Source organism: Pseudomonas sp. MF6776 (assembly GCF_016613125.1).
Lineage (GTDB): Bacteria > Pseudomonadota > Gammaproteobacteria > Pseudomonadales > Pseudomonadaceae > Aquipseudomonas > Aquipseudomonas iridis.
Genome location: NZ_JAENSQ010000005.1, coordinates 14,909 through 36,756, shown reverse-complemented (window position 1 = coordinate 36,756; position 21,848 = coordinate 14,909). Strand labels below are relative to the sequence as shown.

The following is a 21,848-nucleotide window of genomic DNA, read 5'->3' as shown; positions in this document are numbered from 1 at the left end:
AGCCATCTGCCCATGATCCATATCCCGAAAGCGGAATACAGCCGTCGCCGCAAGGCCCTGATGGCGCAGATGGAACCCAACAGCATCGCAATTCTGCCCGCCGCCGCGGTGGCCATCCGCAACCGCGACGTCGAGCACGTCTACCGTCAGGACAGCGATTTCCAGTACCTCAGCGGTTTCCCCGAGCCGCAAGCCGTCATCGTTTTGATGCCCGGCCGCGAGCACGGCGAATATGTTTTGTTTTGCCGAGAACGCAACGCTGAACGGGAAATGTGGGACGGCTTGCGCGCCGGCCAGGAAGGCGCGATACGCGACTTTGGCGCCGACGACGCATTCCCTGTCACCGACATCGACGACATCCTGCCGGGCTTGATCGAAGGTCGCGACCGGGTGTATTCGGCGATGGGCAGTAACCCCGAATTTGACCGACACCTGATGGACTGGATCAACGTGATCCGCTCTAAAGCGCACCTCGGCGCCCAGCCCCCGAACGAATTCGTTGCCTTGGATCATCTGCTGCACGACATGCGCCTGTATAAATCGGCGGCAGAAGTGAAGGTGATGCGCGAAGCCGCACGGATTTCGGCCCAGGCCCACATCCGCGCGATGCAGGCCAGCCGCGCCGGGCTCTACGAGTACAGCCTCGAAGCCGAGCTCGATTACGAATTCCGCAAGGGCGGGGCGAAGATGCCGGCTTACGGTTCGATCGTTGCTGCCGGGCGTAATAGCTGCATCCTGCATTATCAACAAAATGACGCGCTGCTCAGGGACGGTGATCTGGTGCTGATCGACGCCGGTTGCGAAATCGACTGCTACGCCAGTGACATCACCCGCACCTGGCCGGTCAACGGCAAGTTTTCGCCCGAGCAGAAAGCGATCTACGAATTGGTACTCGCCTCGCAGGAAGCCGCGTTCGCTGAAATTGCCCCGAACAAGCACTGGAATCAGGCGCACGAAGCCACGGTTCGAGTCATCACCGCAGGTTTGGTGAAGCTGGGCCTGTTGCAGGGCGACGTCGACGAATTGATCGCGACTGAGGCTTATAAAGCGTTTTACATGCACCGCGCCGGCCACTGGCTGGGGATGGATGTACACGACGTCGGCGAGTACAAGGTCGGCGGCGAATGGCGCGTGCTGGAAGTCGGCATGGCGCTCACCGTGGAGCCGGGTATCTACATCGCCCCGGACAATCAGAACGTAGCGAAAAAATGGCGCGGCATTGGCGTGCGCATCGAGGATGACGTGGTAGTGACCAAGACCGGCTGTGAAATCCTCACCAACGGCGTACCGAAAACCGTCGCCGACATCGAAGCGCTGATGGCGCAAGCACGGGCACACGCGGCATGAGTCGAGTCAATCTGGCAATCATCGGTGGCGGCCTGGTCGGCGCCAGTCTGGCATTGGCGCTGCAGGCCGGGGCCAAGGCGCGCGGCTGGAAAATCGTGCTGATCGAACCGTTCGCGCCTGGTGACAGTTGGCAGCCGAGCTACGATGCACGTTCCTCGGCGCTGTCCTTCGGCGCGCGACAAATCTATCAACGGTTGGGCGTGTGGCAGGAAATCTCCCGTCGCGCCGAGCCGATCAAACAGATCCATGTGTCCGATCGTGGCCGCTTCTCCACCGCGCGGTTGTCGGCGATGGAAGAGGGTGTGCCGGCGCTCGGTTACGTGGTGGAAAACGCCTGGCTCGGCCAATGCCTCTGGCGGCACGTCGACAAGGATGTGATCAGCTGGCGTTGCCCGGCGGAAGTCACGCGCATGGAGCCGTTGTCCGACGGCTATCGCCTGACTCTTAATGATGAAACCACCATTGAGTGCGACCTCGCGGTGCTGGCCGATGGCGGGCGCTCCGGATTGCGCGAGCAGTTGGGCATCAACGTGCGCAAGCGTCCGTATAACCAGAGTGCGCTGATCGCCAACATCACCCCGAGCGAAGCGCACAACGGCATGGCGTTCGAGCGTTTCACCGACGAGGGCCCGATGGCCTTGCTGCCGCTGCCGGATAACCGTTGCGCATTGGTCTGGACGCGTCTGGGCATGGACGCACAACGCCTGGCCGATTTGAGCGAGCGCGATTTCCTAAGTGAATTGCAGGGCGTGTTTGGTTACCGCCTTGGCACGTTGAAACAGGTGGGGGCGCGGCATTTGTATCCGCTGTCGCTGGTCGAAGCCGAAGAGCAGGTGCGCTCGCATCTGGCCGTACTTGGCAACGCCGCGCACAGTTTGCATCCGATTGCGGGGCAGGGTTTCAACCTGTCCCTGCGTGATGCCGATGCTCTCGCCGCGGCGTTGCTCGCCAGCGACAAACCATTGGGCGACTTCGCCACGTTGCAGGCTTATCGCGAGCGTCAGCGTCTCGATCAGGACCTCACGGTGGGGTTCTCCGATCAGGTTACGCGGCTGTTTGGCAGCACCCAGCCGTTGGTATCGCTGGGGCGCAACATCGGTTTGCTCGGTCTCGACCTGTTACCCCCCGCCAAGCGCTGGTTCGCCCGCCAGGCCATGGGTTTGGGAACTCGTCCGGATGCTTAAGTGGTTGAGCGACAAGTTCGGCAAGGCGCGGTTGATGCGTTGGGTGATGACCTGTTACCCGCCGTATCTCGGCGCCGGTGTTCGGGTACGGCACATCAGCGACGACTTTCGCGACATTCAGGTGTCGATGGGGTTGGGCTGGTACAACCGCAACTACGTCGGCACGCAGTTTGGCGGCAGTCTGTATTCGATGGTCGATCCTTTTTTCATGTTGATGCTGATGGAAAACCTCGGGTCGCGGTACATCGTCTGGGACAAGGCCGCCGACATCGATTTCATTGCGCCGGGCAAAGGCCCGGTGTTCGCCCGGTTTACCATCGACGACACCTTGCTGGACGAGGTCCGTCGGCAGACCGCCACTGGCGAAAAGTACCTGCCGCAGTTGCAGGTCGATATTCATGACGGCGCCGGCAACCTTGTCGCGCGGGTCGGTAAAACCCTTTACGTGCGGCTCAAGCCGCAAGCGAGACAGGCTTAAAGCATGGAAATGCGCGCAGATCTGCTGATTGTCGGAGCCGGAATGGTCGGCAGCGCCCTGGCGCTGGCGTTGCAGGACAGTGGCCTGGAAGTTTTGCTGCTCGACGGCAGCCCGCTGAGCGTCAAACCGTTCGATGCCCAGGCGCCATTCGAACCGCGGGTGAGTGCGTTGTCGGCGGCCAGCCAGCGGATTCTCGAACGCCTTGGTGTGTGGGAAGGCATCGCCAGTCGACGCAGCAGTCCGTACACCGACATGCACGTCTGGGACGGCAGCGGCACCGGGCAGATTCACTTCTCGGCGAGCAGCGTGCACGCCGACGTACTCGGCCATATCGTCGAAAATCGTGTGGTGCAGGATGCTTTGCTCGATCGTTTGCACGATTGCGATCTGGGCATGCTGGCCAACGCACGGCTGGAACAGATGCGCCGCTCCGGCGATGACTGGTTGCTGACCCTGGCTGATGGCCGGCAGTTGCGCGCTCCGCTGGTGATCGCGGCGGATGGCGCCAACTCAGCGGTGCGCCGTCTGACCGGTGTCGCGACCCGCGAGTGGGATTACCTGCATCACGCCATCGTCACCAGCGTGCGCAGCAGCAAGCCGCATCAGATGACGGCGTGGCAACGCTTCACCGATCACGGGCCGCTGGCGTTTCTGCCGCTGGAACGCGAGGGCCAGCAGGACTGGTGCTCGATCGTCTGGTCGACCACGCCGAGCGAAGCCGAGCGTTTGATGGCGCTGGATGAAGCGGCATTCTGCCGAGAGCTGGAGCGGGCGTTTGAAGGTCGCCTGGGCGACGTCGTCAGTGCCGATCCACGGCTGTGCGTGCCACTGCGTCAGCGCCACGCCAAGCGCTATGTGGCTGAAGGCCTGGCGCTGATCGGCGATGCCGCGCACACCATTCACCCGCTGGCGGGGCAGGGCGTGAACCTGGGTTTCCTCGATGCGGCGGTGCTGGCTGAAGTGCTGTTGCAGGCTAACGAGCGTGGTGAACGGCTGGCGGATGTGAAAGTGCTGAGCCGCTACGAGCGCCGGCGCATGCCGCATAACCTGGCGTTGATGGCGGCGATGGAAGGGTTCGAGCGCTTGTTCCAGGCCAATCCGCTGCCTGTGCGCTGGTTGCGTAATGCCGGGTTGAAGCTGGTTGAGCAGATGCCTGAGGCCAAGGCGCTGTTTGTGCGTGAAGCCCTCGGTTTGACGGGTGACCTTCCGGCACTCGCAAAACCCTGAGGCCTGCATTGAGGCTGACGGCCTCATCGCGAGCAGGCTCACTCCTACATTTGGCAATGCGTCCCTATGTAGGGATTTGTTTAGCACCGTGCAACATCTGGTAACTCCTTGCCCAAGTGATCGATTGAGAACGTAAATGTGAGTCCTTATCATTTGGCCCACATTTCCCGACCGAGAGACCACTCCCATGTTGGCACCCAAGCGTCTTCTGACCGCACTGGCCTTGACCCTGATCGGCAGCACCACTGCCCAGGCCGCCGACGAGGTGGTGGTTTACTCCTCGCGCATCGATGAACTGATCAAACCAGTGTTTGATGCCTACACCGCCAAAACCGGGGTGAAGATCAAGTTCATCACCGACAAGGAAGCGCCGCTGATGCAGCGCATCAAGGCTGAAGGCGAAAACGCCACCGCCGACCTGCTGCTGACCGTTGATGCCGGCAACCTCTGGCAGGCCGAGCAGATGGGCATCCTGCAACCGTTCACCTCGAAAACCATCGACGCCAATATCCCCCAGCAATACCGCGCCTCTAGCCACGCCTGGACGGGGTTGAGCCTGCGCGCACGGACCATCGCCTATTCCACCCAGCGAGTGAAGCCGGGCGAACTGACTACCTACGAAGCACTGGCCGACAAGAACTGGGAAGGTCGTCTGTGCCTGCGCACGGCGAAGAAGGTCTACAACCAGTCTCTCACCGCAACCATGATCGAAGTGCATGGTGCCGAGAAGACCGAGAAGATCCTCAAAGGCTGGGTCAACAACCTGTCCACCGATGTGTTCTCCGATGACGTTGCAGTGCTCGAAGCGATCAATGCCGGGCAGTGCGATGTCGGCATCGTCAATACCTACTACTACGGTCGCCTGCACAAGCAGAAGCCGGAACTGCCGGTGAAACTGTTCTGGCCGAATCAGGCGGATCGCGGTGTGCACGTCAATCTGTCGGGTATCGGCTTGACCAAACATGCACCACACCCGGAAGCCGCCAAGGCACTGGTCGAGTGGATGACCACGCCTGAGGCGCAGAAAATCTTCGCCGACGTGAACCAGGAATTCCCGGCCAACCCTGCCGTTGCACCGTCGGAAGAAGTGGCGGCATGGGGCAAGTTCATTGCCGACACCTTGCCGGTGGAAGTGGCGGGCAAGCGCCAGGCCGAAGCGATTCGCATGATGGATCGGGCAGGCTGGAACTGAGTCTGCTGATTTAGAGAGCAAAAGATCGCAGCCTTCGGCAGCTCCTACAGGGTGAGCACAATCCCACTGTAGGAGTTGCCGAAGGCTGCGATCTTTTTGCTTTTCTCCTTACACTCTACGTTTTTCCTCCACGAGAGTTCGCAAGTGGCCCACCCCGCCCAACGCCGCTGGTATCCCATCGTCTTCGCCATTGCCGCGCTGGTGCTGTTGCCCCTGAGCATTCTGCTGCTGTCATGGCAGACCATCGATCAACAGATCTGGTCGCACCTGTGGGAAACCCAGATGCCGCGCCTGCTGGGCAACACCCTGACGCTGGTGCTCGGCGTTGGTTTCGGTGTGACGCTGCTGGGCGTGAGCCTCGCCTGGCTCACCAGCCTCTGCGAATTCCCCGGCCGCCGCTGGCTCGATTGGGCACTTATGCTGCCCTTCGCCATCCCGGCCTATGTGCTCGCTTTCGTCTTCGTCGGCTTGCTCGACTTCGCCGGGCCCGTTCAAACCCTGCTGCGTGAATGGTTCGGTTCCGGCCTGCGGCTGCCGCGTGTTCGCTCCACCGGTGGGGTGATTCTGGTGTTGGTGCTGGTCTTCTACCCCTACGTCTACCTGCTGGCACGCACGGCGTTTCTCGCTCAGGGCAAAGGCCTGATGGAAGCCGCGCGCGTGCTCGGGCAATCACCCTGGCAAGCCTTTTGGCGCGTAGCGTTGCCGATGGCGCGTCCGGCGATTGGTGCGGGCGTGGCACTGGCGTTGATGGAGACTCTGGCGGATTTCGGCGCGGTCTCGGTGTTCAACTTCGACACCTTCACCACGGCGATCTACAAGACCTGGTACGGCTTCTTCAGCCTGTCCAGTGCGGCCCAATTGGCCAGCCTGTTGTTGCTGGTGGTAATGCTGGTGCTGTACGGCGAACGTCGTGCACGCGGCGCGAACCGGGCGAGCAACGAGCGACCGCGGATCAAGGCGCTGTATCACCTGCGCGGGGTCAAAGCTGTAGCGGCGATGAGTTGGTGCGCATTGGTCTTCGCCTGCGCGTTTGTGATTCCGGTTTTGCAATTGGTCGTGTGGTTCTGGCAGCGCGGGCGTTTCGATCTCGATGAGCGCTACGCCGGGTTGATCCTCCACACCCTCTATCTGGGTGGCATGGCGGCGTTGATCACCGTCAGCGTTGCATTGCTGCTGGCGTTCGCCCGACGGTTGGCGCCGACCCGGGCGATCCGCTCCGGGGTCAGCCTGGCCAACCTCGGTTACGCCCTGCCGGGCTCGGTGTTGGCGGTGTCGATCATGCTCGCCTTCAGTTATCTGGATCGCGAACTGGTGATTCCGCTTTCGGGCTGGCTCGGTGGTGCAGGCAAACCGTTGTTGCTCGGCAGTCTGGCGGCGTTGCTGATGGCATATCTGGTGCGGTTCATTGCCGTCGCGTATGGCCCGCTGGAAAACAGTCTGGCGCGTATACGGCCATCTTTGCCGGAAGCGGCACGTAGCCTGGGTGTCAGTGGGCCGCGACTGTTTTTCAAAGTGTATCTGCCGTTGTTGTTGCCCGGCACGTTGAGCGCGGCGCTGCTGGTGTTCGTCGATGTGCTCAAGGAAATGCCGGCAACCCTGCTGATGCGCCCGTTTGGCTGGGACACGCTGGCCGTACGCATCTTTGAAATGACCAGCGAAGGCGAATGGGCGAGGGCGTCGTTGCCGGCGCTGACCCTGGTTCTGGTCGGACTATTGCCGGTCATTGGTCTGATCCGTCGCTCGGCGCACCGAAACACTTAGTCGTCAGTCCTGAATCATGCGGCTACAATGCGCGGCATTCGGTGCGGTTCGTCTGACAGACCCGTTCGCTGGAAACAGCTCAAAGCCTTATATTTCGAGGCTTTCAGCCGTGCAGCGGCAGTCCGCACCCTCGCCACGCCCGGAAGGAGAAACCCATGGGACAGCGTACGCCTCTGTATGACCTGCATCTCGCCCTCGGCGCGAAGATGGTCGATTTTGGCGGTTGGGACATGCCACTGCATTACGGCTCGCAGGTCGAGGAGCACCACGAAGTGCGCCGCGATTGCGGGGTGTTCGATGTGTCCCACATGACCGTAATCGATGTTAACGGCGCCCAGGCCAAGGCCTGGCTCCAGCATTTGCTGGCCAATGACGTCGAACGCCTGCACCGCCCCGGCCGTGCGTTGTACAGCACCATGCTCAACGAGCGTGGCGGCATCGTCGATGACATGATCGTCTACCGCCTCGAAGACGGTTATCGTCTGGTGTTCAACGCCTCGACCCGTGATCAGGACCTGGCCTGGATGCAGGCGCAACTCGGCAGTTTCACCGTGCAACTGCACGAGCGCTCGGAGCTGGCGATGCTGGCCATTCAAGGCCCGCATGCCCGGCACAAGATTGCCGAACTGGTCACCCAGTCGCGTGCCACGCTGATCCAGCACCTCAAACCCTTCGAAGGCGAGACCGACGGCGACTGGTTCATTGCCCGCACCGGTTACACCGGTGAAGACGGTCTGGAAATCGTATTGCCGGCCAATCAGGCCCCGGCATTCTTCAACGATCTGGTGGGTGCCGGCATTTCCCCGATCGGCCTCGGTGCCCGCGACACGTTGCGTGTGGAGGCCGGCATGAACCTCTACGGTCAGGACATTCATCAAGACGTTTCGCCGCTGGCTTCCAACATGGCCTGGAGCATCGCCTGGGAACCGGCCTCGCGTCAGTTCATCGGCCGTGCTGCGCTGGAGGCGGAAAAAGCCGCTGGCGTTGCACACAAACTGGTCGGTCTGGTGCTTGAGGAACGCGGTGTTTTGCGTGCCCACCAGGTCGTTCGTATCGCCGATGTTGGCGAAGGGGAGATCACCAGTGGTAGTTTCTCTCCTACGCTAAGCAAATCGATTGCCCTGGCGCGTGTTCCGATGGCGACTGCCGACCGCGCCGAAGTGGAAATCCGTGGCAAGTGGTACCCGGTACGAGTGGTCAAACCGACCTTCGTACGCCATGGCAAAACTTTGATCTAACCTTTCCCGGCGGGCACCACCGCTGACAATTTCTTGAGGACACTGAAGATGAGCGATATTCCTGCCGACCTGCGTTTTGCCGAAAGTCACGAATGGGCACGTCTGGAAGCCGACGGCACCGTCACTGTGGGCATCAGCGATCACGCGCAGGAAGCGCTGGGTGATGTGGTGTTCGTCGAGCTGACCGAAGTCGGCAAAGTATTTGCGGCTGGCGATCAGTCCGGTGTGGTCGAATCGGTTAAAGCCGCTTCCGACATCTACGCCCCGGTCAGCGGCGAAGTCATCGCGATCAACGATGAGCTGAGCGGTTCGCCTGAGCTGCTGAACTCCGACCCGTACGGCGCATGGATCTTCAAGCTCAAGCCAAGCGACAAGGCTGAGCTGGACAAGCTGCACGACGCGGCTGCCTACAAGGCTGCCATCGGCGAGTAAGCTGAGCGCTGCACCCCAAAGCCCCGACTTGTCGGGGCTTTTTTGTTCAGGATCAAAAGATCGCAGCCTTCGGCAGCTCCTACAGAGGCAATGTGTATCCATAAAATGGATTCCTGTAGGAGCTGCCGCAGGCTGCGATCTTTTGATCTCCTAGGGCACTGCTATGCTGGTTTGACCGTATTTGCCTTGACGCCGAGCGCCAGCCAAGAGAGAGCCCGTCATGTCCCAGTTGCCGTCCCTGAGCCAGTTACGCGATCCCGAGGCCTTCCTGCGCCGCCATCTCGGTCCCGACGCCGCCGAGCAGCAGGCCATGCTCGACAGCCTCGGCCTCGGCAGCCGAGGTGAACTGATCGAGCAGACCGTGCCCCCGGGCATTCGCTTTAATCGCGCACTGGATCTGCCGCCAGCGCTGGATGAGCAAGCGGCGCTGGCCAGGCTGCATGGCTACGCCGAGCAGAATCAGGTCTGGACCAGCCTGATCGGCATGGGCTACCACGGCACGCTCACGCCGACCGTCATCTTGCGCAACGTGCTGGAAAATCCCGGTTGGTACACCGCTTACACGCCGTATCAACCGGAGATTGCCCAGGGTCGGCTCGAAGCGCTGCTGAATTTTCAGCAACTGACCATCGACCTCACCGGCCTGGAACTGGCCAACGCCTCATTGCTCGATGAGGCTACTGCGGCGGCGGAAGCCATGGCACTGGCCAAACGTGTCGCCAAGTCGAAGAGCAATCTGTTTTTTGTCGACGAGAACTGTCATCCACAAACCATTTCCGTCGTGCAGACCCGGGCCGAAGGTTTCGGTTTCGAGTTGATCATCGGCGCTGTGGATAACTTGAAGCAGCACCACGTATTTGGAGCACTGCTGCAATACCCCGACACCCACGGCGAGATCCGCGATCTGCGGCCGCTCATCGATCACTTGCATGCCCAGCAGGCGCTGGCCTGTGTCGCCACTGATTTGCTCAGTTTGTTGTTGCTGACGCCGCCGGGTGAGTTGGGCGCCGATGTGGTGTTCGGTTCGTCTCAACGCTTTGGCGTGCCGATGGGCTATGGCGGGCCACACGCCGCTTTTTTCGCCAGTCGCGAGGAATACAAACGGGCGATTCCCGGGCGGATCATCGGTGTGTCGAAGGACGCCCGCGGCAACGTCGCGTTGCGCATGGCCCTGCAAACCCGCGAGCAACATATCCGCCGCGAGAAAGCTAATTCGAATATCTGCACGGCGCAGGTGCTGTTGGCCAACATCGCCAGTTTCTACGCGGTCTATCACGGGCCGGAAGGCTTGAAGCGGATCGCGCAGCGGGTGCATCGGCTGACCTGCATTCTGGCGGCAGGTCTTGAGCGCCACGGTATCAACCGGGTCAACGCACAGTTTTTCGACACGCTGACACTGGACGTCGGCGGCGCGCAAACCGCGATTATCGAAAGTGCCAAGGCTGCGCAAATCAACCTGAGGATTCTCGGCCGTGGCCGGGTCGGTCTGAGCCTCGACGAAACGTGTGACCAGCACACAGTGGCAAAGCTGTTTGATGTGCTGCTTGGCGCCGATCATGGGCTGATCGTCGACGATCTTGACGCTGAGGCGCTGGTTTCTGGCATTCCAGACAATCTTCAGCGCAGCACACCTTATCTGCGTCATCCGGTGTTCAACGCCCATCACAGCGAAACCGAGATGCTGCGTTATCTCAAGCAACTGGAGAACAAGGATCTGGCGCTCAACCAGTCGATGATCCCGTTGGGCTCCTGCACCATGAAACTCAACGCCACCAGCGAAATGATCCCGATCACCTGGCCGCAGTTCGCCAATCTGCATCCCTTCGTGCCCAGGGAGCAGGCGGTCGGCTACACCTTGATGATCGAAGAGCTTGAGCGCTGGTTGTGCGCGATTACCGGGTTCGATGCGATTTGCATGCAGCCCAACTCCGGCGCTCAGGGCGAGTACGCCGGGCTGCTGGCGATCCGCAAATATCACGAGAGCCGCCAGCAAGGGGCACGGGATATCTGCCTGATTCCGTCGTCGGCCCACGGCACCAATCCAGCCTCGGCACAAATGGCCGGGATGCGCGTGGTGATCGTCGAGTGCGACGAGGCGGGTAACGTTGATCTGGAGGATTTGAAGGCAAAAGCCGCCGAGGCTGGGGATAAGTTGTCGTGCCTGATGGCGACCTATCCATCGACCCACGGTGTGTACGAGGAGGGCATCAGCGAGATTTGCGAGGTTATCCACAAGCATGGCGGTCAGGTGTACATGGACGGCGCCAACCTCAATGCGCAGGTCGGGCTGGCGCGACCGGCGGACATCGGCGCCGACGTGTCGCACATGAATCTGCACAAAACCTTTTGCATTCCCCATGGCGGTGGCGGGCCGGGCATGGGGCCGATCGGCATTCGCGCACATTTGGCGCCGTTCGTCGCCAACCATCCGGTGGTGCCGATCGACGGGCCGCTGGCGCAGAACGGAGCAGTCAGCGCGGCGCCGTGGGGCAGTGCAAGTATTCTGCCTATCAGCTGGATGTACATCGCCATGATGGGGCCGCAACTGGCAGACGCCAGCGAGGTGGCGATCCTCGCGGCGAACTACCTGGCGCAGCATTTATCCGGTGCGTTTCCCGTGCTCTACACCGGTCGCAATGGTCGCGTGGCCCATGAATGCATTCTCGATTTGCGGCCGCTTAAAGCGCAGACCGGGATCAGCGAGGAGGATGTCGCCAAGCGCCTGATGGATTACGGCTTCCATGCGCCAACCATGTCGTTCCCGGTGCCGGGCACCTTGATGGTCGAGCCGACCGAGAGCGAATCCAAGGCTGAGCTGGACCGGTTCATCGGCGCGATGTTGAGTATTCGCGCGGAAATCACCGAGGTGCAGAACGGTAATTGGCCGGCGGAAGACAACCCGCTCAAGCGTGCGCCGCATACCTTGGCGGATGTCACCGGCGTGTGGGAGCGGCCGTACAGCATCGAGCAAGGCATCACCCCGGATGCGCACACGAAGGCACACAAGTACTGGCCGGCGGTGAATCGGGTCGACAATGTCTATGGGGACCGCAATCTGTATTGCGCTTGCGTGCCGGTCGACGATTACCGCTGATTGCCCTGCAAGCATGCCATCCCCTGTGGGAGCGAGCCTGCTCGCGAAAGCGGCGTGTCAGTCACCGCAAATGCTGGCTGAACGATTGCTTTCGCGAGCAGGCTCGCTCCCACAGGGTTACAGGATGGGGCTGAAATCCGGGCAAAAAAAATGCCGCTCAAATGAGCGGCATTTTTGTCTGCGAACGACTTACTCGGAAGCCACGGCGTTCTTCGCCAGAATCGCGTTCGCCAGTTCCATGTCCGTCGCCTGCAGGCCCGGATTGTCGTTACGGACTTTCTGCATCGCAGCTTCCAGGTACGGGCCACGGATGCCGCCGTCGCTGGCAACGAAACTGCCGGCGTCGTCCTGCGCGGCGACGATCAGCTTGTGATCCTTGAAGGTCAGGTAGGTCGAGCCGGTGGTGGCGCCGGAGGAAATGACGTTACGCCAGAAGCTGTCGGCCATTGCCGAACCAACAGGCAGAGACAGCAGGGCGAGGGTAGCGACAGCAAGTTTGAGACGCATGAGGGGGTGACTCCACTGGTGTTGAATGACTGGTTGGATCGTCATTTTCCCTATCCGGTTCCCTGAGCGCCTATTTCAGCTCACTTTGCGGCGTCACCCTCAGCACTTCCTCCACCGTCGTCAGCCCCGCCGCAACTTTCTGCGCGCCGGAGAGGCGCAAGCTGCGCATGCCTTCCTTGAATGCCTGGCGACGGATCGCGGTGAGGTCGGTGTCCGGGGTGATGAAGGCTTTGAGGCTGTCGCTCAGTTGCATGATTTCGTAAACCCCCGCGCGTCCGTGATACCCCGTGTCGCGACACTCCACGCAGCCGATGGCCCTTTGCGCGTTGCCCGGCAGTGGCGCCTGCCAGGGGCGGGTCAAGGTTTGCCAATCCTCCTCGTCCAGGGTCAGCGGTGCCTTGCAGTGTGGGCACAGGGTCCGCACCAGCCGTTGGGCCATGACCCCGAGCACCGTGGCCTTGATCAGGTAATGCGGCACGCCCAGTTCAAGCAACCGGCTGATCGCACTCGGCGCATCGTTGGTGTGCAAGGTCGAGAGCACCAGATGCCCGGTGAGTGCCGCCTGAATCGCCATCTCGGCGGTTTCGAGGTCGCGGATCTCACCGATCATGATGATGTCCGGGTCCTGTCGCATCAGCGCGCGGACCCCGGCGGCGAAGCTCAGGTCGATGTTGTGTTGCACCTGCATCTGGTTGAACGCCGGCTCGACCATTTCGATCGGGTCCTCGATGGTGCAGAGGTTGACCTCCGGCGTCGCCAGTTTTTTCAGGGTGGTGTAGAGCGTGGTGGTCTTGCCCGAACCGGTGGGCCCGGTGACCAGAATGATGCCGTTGGGCTGGCGGGTCATGTCCTGCCAGCGGCGCAAATCGTCGGCGGAAAACCCAAGCTGATCGAAGTCCTTGAGCAGTACATCCGGGTCGAAAATCCGCATGACCATTTTTTCGCCGAACGCGGTGGGCAGGGTCGACAGGCGCAACTCCACTTCGCCGCCGTCCGGGGTTTTGGTCTTGACCCGGTCGTCCTGGGGTTTGCGCTTTTCGGCGACGTTCATGCGCCCGAGGCTTTTCAGGCGACTGACAATCGCCATGGTTACCTGCGGCGGAAATTGATAGACGTTGTGCAACACACCGTCGATGCGAAACCGCACCGTGCCTTGCTCGCGACGCGGTTCGATATGGATATCACTGGCGCGCTGCTGGAAGGCGTACTGAAACAGCCAGTCGACGATGTTGACGATGTGCGCGTCGTTGGCGTCCGGCTCCTGATCGCTGGCGCCGAGGTTGAGCAGTTGTTCGAAGTTGCCGAGGTTGCCGTTCTGTTGATCGGCGTTACTGGCGCCGCTGACCGATTTGGCCAGGCGAAAGAACTCGACGCTGAAACGCTGGATGTCCGCCGAGTTGGCCACCACCCGCTTGATCGGCAACTTCAAGACGTGAGTCAGATCGGCTTCCCAGCCATTCACATAGGGCTGGGCGCTGGCTACCGTCACCGAGTCGCGATCAACCGCCACCGCGAGAATCTTGTGGCGCTGGGCGAAGGCGTAGGACATCAACGGAGTGATGGCGGCAACGTTGATCTTCAGCGGATCGATGCGCAGATAGGGCTGGCCGGCCTGTTGCGCCAGCCACAGGGTCAGGCTTTCGAGATCCAGATGCTTGCCCGGACGGCTGAGGTCGTCCAGTTGCTGGCTGGCGATAAACTCCAGCGGATGCTTCTGGCCATGCGCGGCGTGGCGACGGCGGGCATTGAGCGCCTGCTCCGCCGAATCCTGGCTGATGAAGCCTTGGGCGACCAGTTCACGCAACACATCATTGAGTTCCAGCCAGCGGTCCTGAGTGGCAAGTTGAACGGACATGCGGGCTTCCTTTTAAGCGACAGTGCGCAAAAGGATAGTCGCGGCCCCGCAGACCGTTGGGCCACTACCCGACGAAGCCGTTGCCGGATTTGTCAGCCGGCCGCTTGCGCCGGTTCAGCCCACGCCGTGTCGGTGTTCTGCAGATTCACCGAACAGACGCTGATCAGGTTACGAAGTTTTTCCGCAATCACTTGCGCGCGATGCCAGCTCAAGCCGCCCATGACGAGGTCGATCGACAACAGATCGTCCATTCGCTGCACGTTCACTTGCTCAGGCGTAAGAAACTGCAACGCGAACAGGTTGAGCACGCGCACCAGCAGATCCGGTTCGGCCTCGGCGAGAATCTGATACTGCGCCAGGCAGTGGACGTTATTGACGTTCCAGACATCGGCGCGGGTCAGGGGTGAGTTGACGGCTTCAAGATGCGGCATGGCGGGGCTCCAAAATCACTGGAGGAATTTTTACATTCGCTGCCGGGTATTTCTTATCTAAGATGAGCGCTATTGGCGTTTGATCAACTGGATCAATTCGCAGAATGTTCTGTTTGAGGTTTTTCTATGCGCAGTGAGCTGGACAGCTACGACCGCAAGATCCTGGCTTTGCTGCAAGAGGACGCATCGCTCTCGAGCGCGCAGATCGCCGAGCAGGTGGGCTTGTCGCAATCGCCGTGCTGGCGGCGGATTCAGCGGATGAAGGAGGAGGGGATCATTCGCGGCCAGGTGACCTTGCTCGATCGCAAGAAAATCGGCCTCAACACGCAGATCTTTGCCGAGATCAAACTCAACGCCCACGGGCGTTCGAACTTCACCGAATTCACCGAAGCGATTCGCGGTTTTCCGGAGGTGCTGGAGTGTTATGTGCTGATGGGCGCGGTGGATTTTCTGTTGCGAATTGTCGCGGCGGACATCGAGGCGTATGAGCGGTTCTTCTTCGAGAAGCTGTCGCTGGTGCCGGGGATACAGGAAGTGAACTCGATTGTGGCGTTGTCGGAGATCAAGTCCACAACAAGCCTGCCGGTTTGAGGTGAGGCTGCTGGCCTCATCGCTGGCAAGCCAGCTCCCACAGGTTTTGTGTTGAAACACAAATTACATTTCAACATCAAACCCTGTGGGAGCTGGCTTGCCAGCGATGGCGGTATTACATACGCAGCAACATTTTCCACGCGCGGTTCTGGTAAACCGCAATCGCCTGCTGTTTGCGTGCATCGAGCAGTTCGTCAGTGATTGTCGGCTCGTTGGCCAACTGCGCCAGCTTGTTCAGCTCGCCGTACAGGCGATCCATTTCCGGGATCTCCAGTACATTGCGGGCGTGGTGCAGCCAGACCTGAATGCGCTCGATACGTGGCAGCTGTTCAGCCAGATCTTCCGGCTGCTGCTGATAGCGCTGCAATTGCAGGGCCGTGGCTTCTTCGCCGAGCAGACGCGGCAACCAGCTGTGCAGCTGCGCGCCACCCTGACGGTTGCCACGCACGTTACGATCAGCCGTCCAGCTGCGAGCCAGCAACCAGCGCGAAGCCGTCAGCGAGAACAGGCCCCAGCGTGGGTCTTCCAGCTCTTCGAGGAACTGCTCCGGCGCGGCTTTGCGCACATCTTCGTCTTCGATACCCACCTGAACCAGCGGACGCCAGTCTTCCAGCAGTGCGTCGAGAGCCACGCGCAGGTCGTGGGTCGAAGGACGCGGAGCGGCCTGGCCGAGGCTGCTGAGCAGAGCGCGCATTTCGGCGAGGTTCTCGACCCAGTCCTGCAACAAACGCCAGTGACCGTTGAAACGATACTGTTCGGCCAGACGCTGGCTGCTGCCGAGCAAATGCCAGCACAGGGCGGCGAAAGCGTCGTCCAGCTGGGTTTCGACCGTCAGTTGTGGCGCCGGCAGGCTCAGCGAGTAGCTGTTGGCGTCGTACAGACGATAGCCGCGCTCTGCCTTGCTGATGTCGCACGGCATCATGGCCAGGGTTTGCGCCAGTTCAGCGGCCAGTTCCAGCAACGCTTCAGGCTCGCCTTCGCGCAGTTCCAGTTCCAGCTCACAGATTTCTTCTTTCTGTTTGCCAACCACGACATGACCCAGATCCAGCGCCGCTTCGATGACCACTTTGCTCTTGCCGCGGCCCCAGGCGATTTCGGCGCGCTCGCGGACGAAATCGGTGGTGAAGATCGGCTTCAGGGTTTTCTTGTCCAGCTCGGCCAGCGACTCTGGCCAGCATTCGCCGTCGAGTTTCTTCACATCGAGCTTGGCTTTGGGCAGTTTCCAGTCGTACTCGTTTCGCTCGGACAGACCGGCGACACTCTGGCCACGGGTCTTGAGGGTCTGAATCACCTCATCGCCGTCCTTGCGCAGGCGCAGGGCGACTTTGGCCTGGGCCAGATCGCGCTCCGGGGTGTCGAAGTACTGGTTCATCAACTCACGGCGTTCCCAGCCACTTTTGTTGCGTTTTTTCAGAAGGGGGTGCTCGCGCAGGGCCGCGAGGGTTTCGCGGCTGACGCGGAGTTTGATTTCGGTTTCTTTCTGCATGGCCGGAAAATCCAGGATCGGGAGCGCAGCCGGGGAATATGTGGCTGCCAAGGCCGTGCAGTGTACAGGACTGATTCGTCCTACGCCCTGCGGCGGTTTATTCCTGACGCCGGATGGTTCTATGATGGACTTCAAATCGGGAGTTGGAGTCAGCGATGCCTTTGCCATCCATGCAAGACCAGTTCGCTGCGCTGATTGCCGCGCCATCGGTCAGCTGCACCCAGCCGAGCCTCGATCAGTCCAACCGGGCGGTGATCGATTTGCTCGCGGGATGGCTGGGTGATCTGGGGTTCAGCTGTGATATCCAGCAGGTCAGCCCCGGCAAATTCAATCTGCTCGCCAGTTTCGGCAGCGGCCCCGGCGGTCTGGTGCTGGCCGGGCACAGCGACACGGTGCCGTACGACGACGCCTTATGGCAGACCGATCCGCTGAAACTCACAGAAGTCGACGGCCGCTGGGTCGGTTTGGGCAGTTGCGACATGAAGGGCTTCTTCGCCCTGATCATCGAAGCCGTGCTGCCGCTGCTCGACCAGCCGTTCAAGCAACCGCTGCTGATCCTCGCCACCTGTGACGAAGAAAGCTCGATGTCCGGCGCCCGCGCGCTGGCCGAGGCTGGACGACCGCTGGGCCGCGCGGCAGTGATCGGCGAGCCGACCGGGCTCAAGCCGATTCGCATGCACAAAGGCATCATGATGGAACGCATCGACATCCTTGGGCAGAGCGGGCACTCGTCGGACCCGCGCCTGGGGCACAGCGCCCTTGAGGCCATGCATGATGCCATCGGCGAACTGCGCGGCCTGCGCCTGCTGTGGCAGCGCGAATATAACAATCCGCAATTCAGCGTGCCGCAACCGACCATGAATTTCGGCTGCATCCATGGTGGCGACAACCCCAACCGTATCTGCGGCCAGTGTTCGCTGGAGTTCGACCTGCGGCCGTTGCCGGGTATGGACCCGAAAGTCCTGCGGGCGGAGATTCTGCGCAAGCTCAACCCGGTTGCCGAGCGGCATCAGGTGAAGATCGACTACAAGCCATTGTTCCCGGAAGTGCCGTCATTTGAGCAGGACGCGGACGCCGAATTGGTGCGTATTGCCGAAAAGCTCACCGGCCACACTGCCGAAGCAGTAGCGTTCGGCACCGAAGCGCCTTATCTTCAGCGTCTTGGCTGCGAAACCATCGTACTTGGCCCCGGTGATATTGCCTGTGCGCATCAACCGGGCGAATACCTTGAAATGTCACGTTTGCAGCCTACCGTGCATCTATTGCGACAGTTGATTGAACATTACTGCCTGACCCCTGACAAACCATGATGTACCCCTGTGGGAGCGAGCCTGCTCGCGAAGCCATCGTGTCAATCAACATTGATGTATCTGACACACAGCTTTCGCGAGCAGGCTCGTTCCCACAAGGGATCCATGTTTTACCTGACCGAACGCTGTAAATTGCCTGCAACCCAACCCGTATTCATGAGGAGAGCGCGCGTGTCGCCAAGCCTGTTCCGACGATAACCATCAGCCCGCTGTGCGTTTTCCGTTTCGCCCTTTTTTCCGGCTGCTATTTATTACAGGCCCAGGTTCATGCCCGAATACGTTAATTGGCTTCGTCACGCTTCTCCCTACATCAATGCCCACCGCGATTGCACCTTCGTCGTCATGCTGCCCGGCGACGGCGTGGATCATCCGAATTTCGGCAACATCGTCCACGACCTGGTGCTGCTGCACAGCCTCGGCGTGCGGTTGGTGCTGGTGCATGGTTCGCGCCCACAAATTGAAACCCGCCTCGCCGCCCGCGGCCTGACTCCGCATTACCACCACGGCATGCGCATCACCGATGCCGCGACCCTTGAGTGTGTGATCGATGCGGTCGGCCAGTTGCGCATCGCCATCGAGGCGCGGTTGTCGATGGACATGGCTTCGTCGCCGATGCAGGGCTCGCGCCTGCGCGTGGCCAGCGGCAACCTCGTTACCGCGCGACCAATCGGTGTACTGGAAGGTATCGACTATCACCACACCGGTGAAGTGCGCCGGGTCGACCGCAAGGGTATCAATCGTTTGCTCGATGAGCGTTCGATCGTGCTGCTGTCGCCGCTGGGCTATTCGCCGACCGGGGAAATCTTCAACCTCGCCTGCGAAGACGTCGCCACCCGCGCCGCCATCGATCTGGGTGCAGACAAATTGCTGCTGTTCGGCGCTGACCTCGGCCTGATCGACGAGAACGGCAAACTGGTGCGTGAGCTGCGTCCACAACAAGTGCCGGCGCACTTGCAGCGTCTGGGCAGCAGCAATTATCAAGCGGAACTGCTGGATGCCGCCGCCGAAGCCTGCCGAGGCGGTGTGGCGCGCAGCCACATCGTCAGTTACGTCGAGGATGGCGCACTGCTGACCGAGCTGTTCACCCGAGACGGTGGCGGCACGCTGGTTGCCCAGGAGCAATTCGAACTGGTGCGCGAGGCGGCGATTGAAGACGTCGGCGGTTTGCTTGACCTGATCAGCCCGCTGGAAGAGCAGGGGATTCTGGTACGTCGTTCGCGTGAAGTGCTGGAGCGTGAGATCGAGCAGTTCAGCGTGGTCGAGCGCGAAGGCATGATCATCGCTTGTGCGGCGCTGTATCAGATTGCTGATTCGGATGCGGGTGAACTGGCGTGTCTGGCAGTGAGCCCGGAGTATCGCCATGGCCGGCGCGGCGACGAATTGCTGGAGCGCATCGAGACCCGTGCCCGTGCGCAGGGCTTGAAGACGCTGTTCGTGCTTACCACACGGACCGCGCACTGGTTCCGCGAGCGTGGTTTCGAACCGAGCAGTGTTGAGCGTCTGCCAGCGGCTCGGGCGTCGCTGTACAACTATCAACGTAATTCGAAGATCTTCGAAAAGACCCTTTGATTCATCAGGGCGTGGCGAGTGGGGGCAGGCTGCAAGGTCCCCACAGCGCGACACCTGTACATTCCAATCTGAACCTCTCCTTCTGATTCCTCCCCGCTGAAAACCACGACTGGAATGACTTGTTTAATTCCGGCAAGAACGGCGGCTGCGCCGTGCGTGCAAAAAACCTACCGACACACAAACTGTAACAATTGATCTGGATAGTGCCCCGGGCTGGCTGCTGGGGTGATGGAACTGTTACAGGATTGCTTCAGGGCAAATGGGCCTAAACAGGCCAGCTTAATACCTTTCAGGAATTGACCGGCGCGTTGTTGTGGGCGGCACCAGAGCGTGCAAATACGGGGTTAAATTCCTAAAGGGTATTAGAAAAGAAGGTATTCATTCTTTTCAGATTCATGACGAACTCATGAACCTGCATGGACCAAAAAACCGGAGCTTAGACCATGGTCGTAGACACACAAAGTTACGATTGACTTGTGGGTCACGCTCTGGCGCTAATCGCTGACCTTTGGAACCCGGGCATCGATCCGGGCCAGGCAAACAATAATTAGAAACGAGAGGAGCTTGACAATGAATAAGTCCACCTTGGCCGTGGCTGTGGCCTTTGGGGTATTGGCGCAGCAGGCAGGTGCCGCGGGTTTCATCGAAGACAGCAAGGCTTCCCTGAGTTCCCGCACCATGTATTTCAACAACGACAACCGTGATGGCGGCGCAGATCAGAGAGAAGCCGCGCAGGGCTTCAAGTTTGATTACCTGTCCGGTTTCACTCAAGGTATGGTCGGTTTTGGTCTTGATGTGCAGGCGCTCAGCGGTATTCACCTTGATGGTGGCCGTGGGCACCACCCAGACAATAACTCGTTCAGCCCAAGTGATTCCGACGGTTCGGCAACGCAGTCCTGGAGCCGCGTAGCGGGTAACGTCAAGGCACGTCTGTCCAAGACCGAAGCTCACCTGGGGGGCGCGCTGCAACCTAGCTTGCCGATTCTGGTTGCGAACGATAGCCGTCTGCTGCCTCAAACCTTCGAGGGTGGCACGATCACCTCCAAGGAAATCGACAACGTCACCTTTAATGCTGGTCAACTCGAGCATGCAGTGGGTCGTGCCTCGACAAACAGCACCGGCCTCGCAGTGGCCGGTGGTACGCAGGACAGCAATCAGTTCCGCTATGCCGGTGCTGACTGGAAGGTCACCAAAGATCTGACCCTGCAGTACTACCACTCGAACCTGCAGGATTATTACAAGCAGAACTTCTTCGGCCTGGTGCACGTCCTTCCGATCAGCACCAACCAATCGTTCAAGACCGACATCCGCTATTTCGACAGCAGCTCTGATGGCAAGAACGGCGACGCAGGCTACCGCTTCAATAACAACGGTGGTTATGCCAAGACTCCGGGCGAGGTCGATAACAAGACCTGGAGTGCCATGTTCACTTACACCTTGGGTGGCAACGCCTTCTTGCTCGGCCATCAACGCGTCAACGATGACGGTGGCTTCGTCTACCTGAACCAGGGCAACGTGGTCGATGGCAACGGTCGCCCAGAGGGTGCTGGTGGCGCAAGCTTCTACCTGTTCACCGACTCCATGATTAACGGTTTCGTCCGTGCCGGTGAAAACACGACCTTCGGCCAGTACTCCTATGACTTCGCAGGGCTGGGTGTACCGGGCCTCAAAGCTTCGGTCGCTTACCTGCATGGCGATAACATCAAGGCAACGAACGGTTCCGGTAGCGACATGTCCGAGTGGGAACGAGACATGCGTATCGATTACACCGTTCAACAGGGTGCTCTCAAAGGTTTTGGTGTAACACTGCGCAATGGTGTTTATCGCGGCAGCGAAATCAATATTGCCGATCAGGATCAGACCCGCCTGATCTTCAATTACACCTACAGCTTCCTGTAACAAATCCAGAGAAAAGCCTTGCCGCTCGGCAAGGTTTTTTTTCGTGCATTTTTTTATATTCCATATTGATAGGTTATAGAAATTTTTTATTCCTTTTGTTTTTTTGGCGAAAAGCTAAATTAGGCCCCATACAACGCTCAAGAGTCACTGCGGTGTTTTGGCATTTTCGTCCCTCGACAATCTCAAGGGTTCAGGAATCGGTGCTGAAGCCGATACCTCCAATCTGCAGTGCCTTTATATATCTCGG

General features: G+C 60.2%; 17 protein-coding genes. 13 read left to right on the top strand and 4 right to left on the bottom strand.

The window, feature by feature from the left end; all coding sequences use genetic code 11:
* The first annotated feature begins 12 nt into the window (after positions 1-12).
* From pepP to gcvP, 9 genes are all read left to right on the top strand, one after another.
* On the top strand, positions 13-1,347 hold the full coding sequence (gene pepP, locus JJD74_RS07190) for a Xaa-Pro aminopeptidase (protein WP_200612545.1): 1,335 nt from the start codon (positions 13-15) through the stop codon (positions 1,345-1,347).
* Positions 1,344-2,531, top strand: coding sequence for a 2-octaprenyl-6-methoxyphenyl hydroxylase (gene ubiH / locus JJD74_RS07185; RefSeq protein WP_200612542.1), 1,188 nt, complete (start codon positions 1,344-1,346; stop codon positions 2,529-2,531). Before pepP ends, ubiH begins: the two co-directional genes overlap by 4 nt.
* On the top strand, positions 2,524-3,009 hold the full coding sequence (locus JJD74_RS07180; protein ID WP_047304075.1) for a DUF4442 domain-containing protein: 486 nt from the start codon (positions 2,524-2,526) through the stop codon (positions 3,007-3,009). Before ubiH ends, JJD74_RS07180 begins: the two co-directional genes overlap by 8 nt.
* Before the next feature lie 9 nt (positions 3,010-3,018).
* Entirely contained in the window at positions 3,019-4,236 is a 1,218-nt protein-coding gene (locus tag JJD74_RS07175) for a 2-octaprenyl-3-methyl-6-methoxy-1,4-benzoquinol hydroxylase (protein WP_181818472.1), read from the top strand.
* A gap of 187 nt (positions 4,237-4,423) precedes the next feature.
* Complete coding sequence (locus tag JJD74_RS07170; RefSeq protein ID WP_042561659.1) at positions 4,424-5,428, top strand: extracellular solute-binding protein; 1,005 nt, start codon at positions 4,424-4,426, stop codon at positions 5,426-5,428.
* Between the two features lie 144 nt (positions 5,429-5,572).
* Entirely contained in the window at positions 5,573-7,189 is a 1,617-nt protein-coding gene (locus JJD74_RS07165) for an ABC transporter permease (protein ID WP_200612540.1), read from the top strand.
* Positions 7,190-7,344: 155 nt separating this feature from the next.
* The gene (gene gcvT / locus JJD74_RS07160; protein ID WP_042561657.1) at positions 7,345-8,427 is read left to right on the top strand and encodes a glycine cleavage system aminomethyltransferase GcvT; all 1,083 of its coding nucleotides are present in this window, start codon (positions 7,345-7,347) and stop codon (positions 8,425-8,427) included.
* 48 nt (positions 8,428-8,475) lie between these two features.
* Positions 8,476-8,859, top strand: a complete 384-nt coding sequence (gene gcvH / locus JJD74_RS07155) for a glycine cleavage system protein GcvH (RefSeq protein ID WP_042561656.1) — start codon at positions 8,476-8,478, stop codon at positions 8,857-8,859.
* 220 nt (positions 8,860-9,079) lie between these two features.
* Complete coding sequence (gene gcvP, locus JJD74_RS07150; protein WP_200612537.1) at positions 9,080-11,953, top strand: aminomethyl-transferring glycine dehydrogenase; 2,874 nt, start codon at positions 9,080-9,082, stop codon at positions 11,951-11,953.
* 189 nt (positions 11,954-12,142) lie between these two features.
* Here gcvP and JJD74_RS07145 read toward each other — a convergent pair whose 3' ends face one another.
* The 3 genes from JJD74_RS07145 to JJD74_RS07135 form a co-directional block, all read right to left on the bottom strand.
* Entirely contained in the window at positions 12,143-12,460 is a 318-nt protein-coding gene (locus tag JJD74_RS07145) for a DUF2388 domain-containing protein (RefSeq protein ID WP_042561654.1), read from the bottom strand.
* A gap of 70 nt (positions 12,461-12,530) precedes the next feature.
* Positions 12,531-14,315: a GspE/PulE family protein gene (locus JJD74_RS07140; RefSeq protein ID WP_200612535.1), complete on the bottom strand. Its 1,785-nt coding sequence runs from the start codon at positions 14,313-14,315 to the stop codon at positions 12,531-12,533.
* A 92-nt stretch (positions 14,316-14,407) separates the two neighbouring features.
* A complete protein-coding gene (locus tag JJD74_RS07135; protein ID WP_200612525.1) occupies positions 14,408-14,746 on the bottom strand; it encodes a hypothetical protein in 339 nt (112 codons plus the stop codon).
* Positions 14,747-14,872: 126 nt separating this feature from the next.
* Between JJD74_RS07135 and JJD74_RS07130 the strand changes: the two genes are divergently transcribed.
* The gene (locus JJD74_RS07130; protein WP_141125863.1) at positions 14,873-15,337 is read left to right on the top strand and encodes an Lrp/AsnC family transcriptional regulator; all 465 of its coding nucleotides are present in this window, start codon (positions 14,873-14,875) and stop codon (positions 15,335-15,337) included.
* Between the two features lie 115 nt (positions 15,338-15,452).
* On the opposite strand, the gene JJD74_RS07125 is transcribed toward JJD74_RS07130, so the two are convergent.
* Positions 15,453-16,823, bottom strand: a complete 1,371-nt coding sequence (locus JJD74_RS07125; RefSeq protein ID WP_200612524.1) for a CYTH domain-containing protein — start codon at positions 16,821-16,823, stop codon at positions 15,453-15,455.
* 155 nt (positions 16,824-16,978) lie between these two features.
* Between JJD74_RS07125 and argE the strand changes: the two genes are divergently transcribed.
* The 3 genes from argE (at position 16,979) to JJD74_RS07110 (ending at position 21,601) form a co-directional block, all read left to right on the top strand.
* Positions 16,979-18,133, top strand: coding sequence for an acetylornithine deacetylase (gene argE, locus JJD74_RS07120; RefSeq protein WP_042561650.1), 1,155 nt, complete (start codon positions 16,979-16,981; stop codon positions 18,131-18,133).
* Between the two features lie 267 nt (positions 18,134-18,400).
* Positions 18,401-19,702 carry an amino-acid N-acetyltransferase gene (gene argA, locus JJD74_RS07115; RefSeq protein ID WP_200612522.1) on the top strand — a complete coding sequence of 434 codons (1,302 nt, stop codon included), beginning with the start codon at positions 18,401-18,403 and terminating at the stop codon, positions 19,700-19,702.
* Between the two features lie 570 nt (positions 19,703-20,272).
* A complete protein-coding gene (locus JJD74_RS07110) occupies positions 20,273-21,601 on the top strand; it encodes an OprD family porin (protein ID WP_150597877.1) in 1,329 nt (442 codons plus the stop codon).
* Positions 21,602-21,848: the final 247 nt, after the last annotated feature.

What these genes read in the sequence shown, in the direction of transcription:
- pepP (WP_200612545.1), top strand. Translation starts at nt 13, where the DNA reads ATGATCCATATCCCGAAAGCGGAATACAGCCGTCGCCGCAAGGCCCTG.
- ubiH (WP_200612542.1), top strand. Translation starts at nt 1,344, where the DNA reads ATGAGTCGAGTCAATCTGGCAATCATCGGTGGCGGCCTGGTCGGCGCC.
- JJD74_RS07180 (WP_047304075.1), top strand. Translation starts at nt 2,524, where the DNA reads ATGCTTAAGTGGTTGAGCGACAAGTTCGGCAAGGCGCGGTTGATGCGT.
- JJD74_RS07175 (WP_181818472.1), top strand. Translation starts at nt 3,019, where the DNA reads ATGCGCGCAGATCTGCTGATTGTCGGAGCCGGAATGGTCGGCAGCGCC.
- JJD74_RS07170 (WP_042561659.1), top strand. Translation starts at nt 4,424, where the DNA reads ATGTTGGCACCCAAGCGTCTTCTGACCGCACTGGCCTTGACCCTGATC.
- gcvT (WP_042561657.1), top strand. Translation starts at nt 7,345, where the DNA reads ATGGGACAGCGTACGCCTCTGTATGACCTGCATCTCGCCCTCGGCGCG.
- gcvH (WP_042561656.1), top strand. Translation starts at nt 8,476, where the DNA reads ATGAGCGATATTCCTGCCGACCTGCGTTTTGCCGAAAGTCACGAATGG.
- gcvP (WP_200612537.1), top strand. Translation starts at nt 9,080, where the DNA reads ATGTCCCAGTTGCCGTCCCTGAGCCAGTTACGCGATCCCGAGGCCTTC.
- JJD74_RS07145 (WP_042561654.1), bottom strand. Translation starts at nt 12,460, where the DNA reads ATGCGTCTCAAACTTGCTGTCGCTACCCTCGCCCTGCTGTCTCTGCCT.
- JJD74_RS07140 (WP_200612535.1), bottom strand. Translation starts at nt 14,315, where the DNA reads ATGTCCGTTCAACTTGCCACTCAGGACCGCTGGCTGGAACTCAATGAT.
- JJD74_RS07135 (WP_200612525.1), bottom strand. Translation starts at nt 14,746, where the DNA reads ATGCCGCATCTTGAAGCCGTCAACTCACCCCTGACCCGCGCCGATGTC.
- JJD74_RS07130 (WP_141125863.1), top strand. Translation starts at nt 14,873, where the DNA reads ATGCGCAGTGAGCTGGACAGCTACGACCGCAAGATCCTGGCTTTGCTG.
- JJD74_RS07125 (WP_200612524.1), bottom strand. Translation starts at nt 16,823, where the DNA reads ATGCAGAAAGAAACCGAAATCAAACTCCGCGTCAGCCGCGAAACCCTC.
- argE (WP_042561650.1), top strand. Translation starts at nt 16,979, where the DNA reads ATGCCTTTGCCATCCATGCAAGACCAGTTCGCTGCGCTGATTGCCGCG.
- argA (WP_200612522.1), top strand. Translation starts at nt 18,401, where the DNA reads ATGCCCGAATACGTTAATTGGCTTCGTCACGCTTCTCCCTACATCAAT.
- JJD74_RS07110 (WP_150597877.1), top strand. Translation starts at nt 20,273, where the DNA reads ATGAATAAGTCCACCTTGGCCGTGGCTGTGGCCTTTGGGGTATTGGCG.